The following is a 6,233-nucleotide window of genomic DNA, read 5'->3' on the forward strand; positions in this document are numbered from 1 at the left end:
TTCGCTTTTTTCACTCAAGGCCCATAGCTAAAACGCTATGTGTGGGACGTTCCGTTCACATCAGAAGTTGCCCAACATCAGCACTTCCCGTGCCTCGATATTCAAATCAGATGTCCTCTATCTCAAAATATACGCATCTCGCGTTGTTTTATCGACTCGTCACAAGTATTATAGCTTATTCTGCTTTTGTTTGTAAAATCTTTTTGTTCGATAAAACATTTCGGTAATCATCGTCGACAGCAAAATCCCCAGCGCGATGGCACAGGTAACGATAGCGACGCGCAAAATGGCCGTCTCCGCTTTGAAAGTCTGACCATCGACAAGTGAACGGACAGCTTGGTAAGCCGGCACACCGGGCACAAGAGGCACCAATGCGGGAATGTTGAAGACGGTGACCGGGCACTTTTTAACCCGGGCAAAAAACAGACCCAAAATGCCAATGATAAAGGCTCCGGCCAAGTTGGACAGCATGCGGCCCATCCCGGCCCGATTAGAGAACCAATAAACCATCCAGCCCACAACGCCGCTAATGCCGGACAAGTTAAGCGCTCGGTGCGGCACGTTGATCGTCAAGGCGAAGCCGACCGAAGCAATATATGAAAAAGCGATGTTAATAATAATTTCTAACCAAAAAGGCATCTTTATGCTCCTAAAAACTTAATCACAATTGCCACGCCCCCGCCTAATGCGACCGCGGTTAAGGCCGCTTCAAACAGGCGCACGATGCCGGAAAGCAGGTCGCCCATGAAGAGGTCCCGCAAGGCGTTGGTCAGAGCAAGTCCCGGCACCAATGTCATCAAGGCACCAACCAGAATGCTGTCCGTAATCATTTTTGGAAAAAGATGAGTAATTCCCACCGTAATCACGCCCATGACCATCGCCGCGATCAGTTCAGACAGAAAGCGCACCTTCGTGAAGCGCTTGAAATAGACGTAAGCCAAATAGCCGATCGCGCCAACAACGGCAGCAGCCGGGAAATCAACCCAGTCATAGTCATCCATGAATAAGACCATTAAGGTCGCACTCAAGGCAGCGGCACCAACAACTTGCAGCCACAATGGAAAAGTTGGCGTTGAACTGGCAGTTGCCAAAATCTTCCGCCGCAGTTCAGACAGCGTAATTTTTTTTATGGCAAATTCTCGCGACAGCTCATTCACGCGGTCCACTAATTCAAGGTTGATATTCCGATCGCGAATCTGCTTCATCTGCGACATATCGCCGCCAGCCAGGCTCATAAAGACACAAGTGGGCGTGGCAAAAACCCGCGGGTCGGCCACTCCGGCATTGCGGGCAATCCGCATCATCGTGTCTTCAACGCGGTACATTTCGCTTCCGCCTTCAATCATCAAGCAGCCAGCCGTCAAACAAACGTCTAATATTTCTTGATAAAATTTGGAATTTTGCTCATCAGACATCGTATTTACCTACATTTTTTCTAGGTCGACAACCTTGTTGATCCAATCACCCCGGAAGAAATCTCGTTCGTGGGAGACCACGATTACTCCACCTGGGAAATTGATGATCGCTTTTCGAAGCGAATCTTTTGTTTCATTATCCAAGTGGTTGGTTGGTTCATCGAGGAAAAGCAGGTTGGCTGGTTCAAACTGCATCTTAGCCAGCTTTACCTTTTCTTGCTCGCCACCGGATAATTCTTTAAGCGGGCTCATCGCCTGCTGCGCGGTTAAGCCCATCCGCGCTAATGCCTGCCGCAATTCACGCGGCTTTTTGCGTTCAAATTCTTCCTGCAAATACTGCAGCGGCGTCATATTGTTGTTGGGCCAAGCCAGATCCTGCTTAAAGTAAGCGAGTTTGGCAGTGACTGACAATTCGTATGAACCATAGATGGGCTTAATTTGTCCCAGCAAAGTCTTCAGCAAAGTAGTCTTACCGATTCCGTTGAAACCGGTGATGGCCACTTTTTCATCCCCGCCAACTGAAAAGTTGAACGCACTCTTCACCAAGGCATGATCATAGCCGATGACCAAATCCTGCGTTTGCAGCAACAAGTTCGACGCTGTCGCTACGTAAGGAAAGTCGAATTTGGCCTTGCGGTTGCCCTTAGGTGGCGTCAAAACATCCATCTTCGCCAATTGCTTTTCCCGTGACTTGGCACTCTTGGCACGCGTACCTGCCTTATTTTTGCGAATATATGCCTCAGTCTTGGCAATCTTGCGCTGCTGGTTGGCATAAGCCTTCAAATAGGTCTCGTGGTTAGCTTCTTTTTGCCGCATTGCCTGCTTTAAAGTCCCGGTGTAGCGCGTGATGGTGCCAAAATCGATGTCGATCACGCAGTTGGTAATTCGACCCAAAAAGTCATAGTCGTGGCTGACAACGATAAAGGCCCCTTTGAAGTTGTTCAGATAATCAACCAGCCAGTCGATGTGCGACACATCCAGGTAGTTGGTCGGTTCGTCCAAAACCAGGACGTCTGGGTTTTGCAGCAACAGTTTGGCTAAAATAATTTTTGACCGCTGACCACCAGACAATTTTGACACATCATGATCATAGCCCAGTTCTGCCAGACCCAAACCGGAGGCAACGCGCTCAATTTCGGTATCGATATCGTAAAAATTGTTCTCTTCCAAATATGTCTGCACTCTGCCGGCTTTCTCCAGCAAAGTATCGTCGCCGTTTTCCGCATATTTGGCATACAAGTCATTTAATTCTTTTTCTTTTTTAAACAGATGATCGTAAGCCGTCTTTAAAAAGCCCTTGATCGTCACGCCTGGCGCTAATTTGGCATACTGATCCAAATAGCCGACGTCAATCTTGTTCTGCCACTTGACCTGACCTGAATCGGGAATGATTTCACCGGTCAAGATCTTGATCAGCGTTGACTTGCCGACCCCATTTTGCCCGGTAACGCCCATGTGGTCTTCTTTGTTTAAAACAAAGCTGGCATCTTCATACAAGGTTTTATCAATAAAGCTTTGACTTAAATCTTCGACTGTTAATAAACTCAATTAGTTCACATCCTCGTGTTCTTGTTCGTACTTCTGCAATGCATCTAAAATCCGAGGCCAATAACGCTTTGGCAAAATCAATTGCAGCTGGTCGTGATAAATAGGAAAATCGCTTGCCTTCAACCCCGTGATTTGCGCAAGTTCCTGGTCAGTCAATTGATATTTGTAAACAATCCGCTTGATTTCCACGCTGGCATGACCTCTAAAGTAAGAAATGACGTAGAAAAAGAGCGCAAAGACGCCCGCCAGAGCAATTGACAGCTGCAGGTTCAAACGGAAGCTGCGCATGCAAATAAAGAAGACAGCAATGAAAGAAATGATTGCTGAAATGACGCCGTAAGCAACAGGAAAAATTTTGCCTTTGTTCATAACGATTTTTTCCTTTCTGTCGAAAATACTTACCTTATATCATAAAACAAAAATGACAAAAAATAAGTGATGAAATTCGCATTCACCACTTATTTTTATCGTTTTTATATTTTAACCGAAGAAGTCAAAGCGGCCAACAGATAATGTCTCTTTGATTCCGCCGGTTTCCATAATTGACTTGTCAATAATCATTCGCTTCATCGCACGGGCAACCCAGCCGTTGATCTTGACGCCCATAGCAATGCCGACAGCGGACTTGCCTAAGTCGACAACGACGCCCAAGTCATGGAAGGCACTTTCAGTAATGTTATCTTATTTAATCTTAATTTTTTGATTTTGGCCCTAATAAATAACGGGTGTTGCTCTTTACTGCAAAAAAATAGCCGCGAAATGCGACTAAAAATTTTTAAAATATTTTTTGATGTTATTTGTAATTACTGTTTTTTAAAAAAATCCGGTTAAATCATGAATGATAAAAAAGACGATCGGAACCAGCAAGGATGGCAAAAAGTTCAGCGCCTTCAAATCCTTGATCTTTAACAAAGCCAAGCCAGTGCATGCGATCAAGAAGCCGCCGACAATTGAAATTTCGGTAATGAGCGGACCACTGAAGAAGCTGGCGGACAAAAATTTGGCAATGACGTAGATCATCCCCTGCCAGCAAAATAAAACCGGTGCAACTAGCAGCATGATCCAGCCAAAGCTGGCACCAAAGACCATTGAAGTAACAAAATCTAATGTAGCATTGGTATAAAGCATGGTGTAATCGCCTTTAACAGCGGCCATCACCGGCCCGACAATCGATAAAGCTCCAATGCAGCAAAGCAGAATTTCAGTTGCCAACCCCTTGCCGATTTCAGACTGACCAAATTTGCAGACCAATTGGTTGAAATGACCGTCAATATCCAGCCAAGTTCCAATGATTACGCCTAAAGCTAAACTGACAATGAACAAAACCGGATACTTGCTCTTCGGCATATTGCTAATCACGTTTTCAAGACCAATTCCTAGCGCTGACAGGCCCATCGCCAAGTACAGCACTTCAGTATATTTGTCTTTGATTCCTTTTTTTCAGCAGGCAGACAATGCTGGTTCCTACTAGCAAAGCACAGGTATTAACAATTGTTCCGATCATTTTTCCACTTTTTATTTTCTATTTAAAAATCTTGCTAAACCAATTATCGCTTGAGCTTAAAGACGAAGATGACTGCGTTGAGCTCGAAGTTTAAGACGAGCCATTGCTTGAGCCGCTTTCTGGCGTATCAGAGTTCTGGTCAAAGATCTGATAGTTGGTAAAGGCATTTGGATCCTTCCACTTCACCTTGTTAATCGTCGTATTCAAACGATTCTGTCTGGTTTCTTCATTATTCAAAGTTTCGGTTGGCAAGTTAAGGTTCTTGCGAATCAAGTTAGACTTGCTTTGCAATTCAGCCGTTGAAGCAACCTGAATTGATGAGCCATTGATCCAAGCATCATGACCTTGGATGTAGTTGCTCTTAAAATTTTTCATACAGCCTCGGTAGTTCAAAGCCAAGGCCACCATGTCGTTGAAGGTTAAGTTGGTCTTGATGTATTTGTTGAAAATTGTGACCAATTTACGGTAGTTGGTAATCGTGTTCACTGACATTGCCTTTTTGGCAATAGCTTGAATAACCTGACGCTGACGCAACTGACGGCCATAGTCGCCTCGTGGATCTTCTTTTCTCATTCTGACATAAGCAACCGCGTGCCGGCCGTTAAGGTGTTGTTTGCCTTTATGGAAATCACACCAGTCATAGCTGAAGCTAAACGGCACGTTGACGTCAACCCCGCCAACAGCGTCTACTAAGCTCTTCAATCCCTTCATATTAACTTCAATATAGCAGTTGATTGGCACGTTGAGCAGGCTGGAAACGGTCTTCACAGCGGCTTTATTGCCGCCAACTTCATAAGCAGAGTTAATTCTAAACATGAAATATTTGTTGCCGGGATCACCTTTAATGTCAGCCAAGGTATCACGTGGAATTGAAGTCATCGTGGCCGTTTGCTTGCTTGGATTGGCCGTTGCCAAAATCAAAGTATCAGAATTTCCTTGATCATGTCGCCCTTCAATCCCCTGATCGACCCCAAGAATCAAAATCGAGATCGGCTTCTTGCTAGCAATCTTGGTTGAGGTTGCGGAATTGCTGCCGCTGGCGGTATTAACTGCGCTGTGGAAAGTAAAGTACATATGTGCAAAATAAGCAACGCCAAAACTAATTGCCAGCACAAAAACCATGCCCACAATCTTTTTCAATAAACTCGCATTTTTCATTGGCTGATCAGGCGCAGCAAAAGCTTCATTGCGTGATAAATTTAATGAAGATCGCTTTGCACGATAATCTTCTCTTCTTCTATTAGAGTTTGGATCCATGCTTCTATTCCTCGTTTCCCTTCGCATAAATATTCATAGATATTTGTATCACTTTTTTTAGATCAAAAAAAAGAATGCAGCTAAATTTTAATAATAACTTAGTTTTTGTTTTTTGGGTAGTTATCCTTTATTATAAAGTTAAAAAAACAAAAAGGAGATGATTAACTGTTAACAAAAATATAGAAATATGTAGAATATTATAGAAATATTTGCTCTAATATTCATCAGAAAGTTAAACATGGAAGTGAATATTATGGCAATTTTAAAACCTAAAGATGTCGCTGATCGTTTAGGAATAACCACTAGAACCCTCCAAACATGGGATCGAAAGGGTATTCTTAAGGCTAAACGCTCACCTACTAATCGCAGATTCTATACAGAAGATCAAATCAATCAATATTTGAACAAAAATAGTCTAAGCTCAAATAAAAAACAAGTTGCTTATGCCAGAGTATCAACTTATGGTCAAAAAGATGACTTAAAAGATCAATTAAGCTATATTCGACAAC

General features: G+C 43.6%; 7 protein-coding genes and 2 pseudogenes. 2 read left to right on the top strand and 7 right to left on the bottom strand.

What is annotated here, in order from left to right; genetic code table 11:
- Positions 1-168: 168 nt before the first annotated feature.
- The 6 genes and pseudogenes from HMPREF0493_RS07880 to HMPREF0493_RS07900 form a co-directional block, all read right to left on the bottom strand.
- Entirely contained in the window at positions 169-639 is a 471-nt protein-coding gene (locus HMPREF0493_RS07880; protein ID WP_006352812.1) for a threonine/serine exporter family protein, read from the bottom strand.
- A gap of 2 nt (positions 640-641) precedes the next feature.
- A complete protein-coding gene (locus HMPREF0493_RS07885; RefSeq protein WP_006352813.1) occupies positions 642-1,415 on the bottom strand; it encodes a threonine/serine exporter family protein in 774 nt (257 codons plus the stop codon).
- 9 nt (positions 1,416-1,424) lie between these two features.
- The gene (locus HMPREF0493_RS07890) at positions 1,425-2,963 is read right to left on the bottom strand and encodes an ABC-F family ATP-binding cassette domain-containing protein (RefSeq protein ID WP_006352814.1); all 1,539 of its coding nucleotides are present in this window, start codon (positions 2,961-2,963) and stop codon (positions 1,425-1,427) included.
- Positions 2,964-3,332: a hypothetical protein gene (locus tag HMPREF0493_RS07895; protein WP_006352815.1), complete on the bottom strand. Its 369-nt coding sequence runs from the start codon at positions 3,330-3,332 to the stop codon at positions 2,964-2,966. It lies immediately after the preceding gene.
- A gap of 111 nt (positions 3,333-3,443) precedes the next feature.
- The gene (locus HMPREF0493_RS08720) at positions 3,444-3,614 is read right to left on the bottom strand and encodes a hypothetical protein (RefSeq protein ID WP_006352816.1); all 171 of its coding nucleotides are present in this window, start codon (positions 3,612-3,614) and stop codon (positions 3,444-3,446) included.
- A 162-nt stretch (positions 3,615-3,776) separates the two neighbouring features.
- Positions 3,777-4,467 (bottom strand): annotated as a pseudogene (locus HMPREF0493_RS07900) (DUF554 domain-containing protein).
- On the opposite strand from HMPREF0493_RS07900, the gene HMPREF0493_RS08800 reads away from it, so the two are divergent.
- Positions 4,418-4,561, top strand: a complete 144-nt coding sequence (locus HMPREF0493_RS08800; RefSeq protein WP_006352818.1) for a hypothetical protein — start codon at positions 4,418-4,420, stop codon at positions 4,559-4,561. The pseudogene HMPREF0493_RS07900 and the gene HMPREF0493_RS08800 overlap by 50 nt on opposite strands.
- Here the strand turns inward: HMPREF0493_RS08800 and HMPREF0493_RS07905 are convergent.
- A pseudogene (locus tag HMPREF0493_RS07905) lies at positions 4,561-5,724 on the bottom strand (LCP family glycopolymer transferase); the annotation flags it as partial. The gene HMPREF0493_RS08800 and the pseudogene HMPREF0493_RS07905 overlap by 1 nt on opposite strands.
- 253 nt (positions 5,725-5,977) lie before the next feature.
- Here HMPREF0493_RS07905 and HMPREF0493_RS07910 point away from each other — a divergent pair.
- Positions 5,978-6,233: MerR family transcriptional regulator (locus HMPREF0493_RS07910; protein WP_040457487.1), on the top strand; the 256-nt coding region annotated here is incomplete at its 3' end.

This window comes from Lactobacillus amylolyticus DSM 11664 (assembly GCF_000178475.1).
Lineage (GTDB): Bacteria > Bacillota > Bacilli > Lactobacillales > Lactobacillaceae > Lactobacillus > Lactobacillus amylolyticus.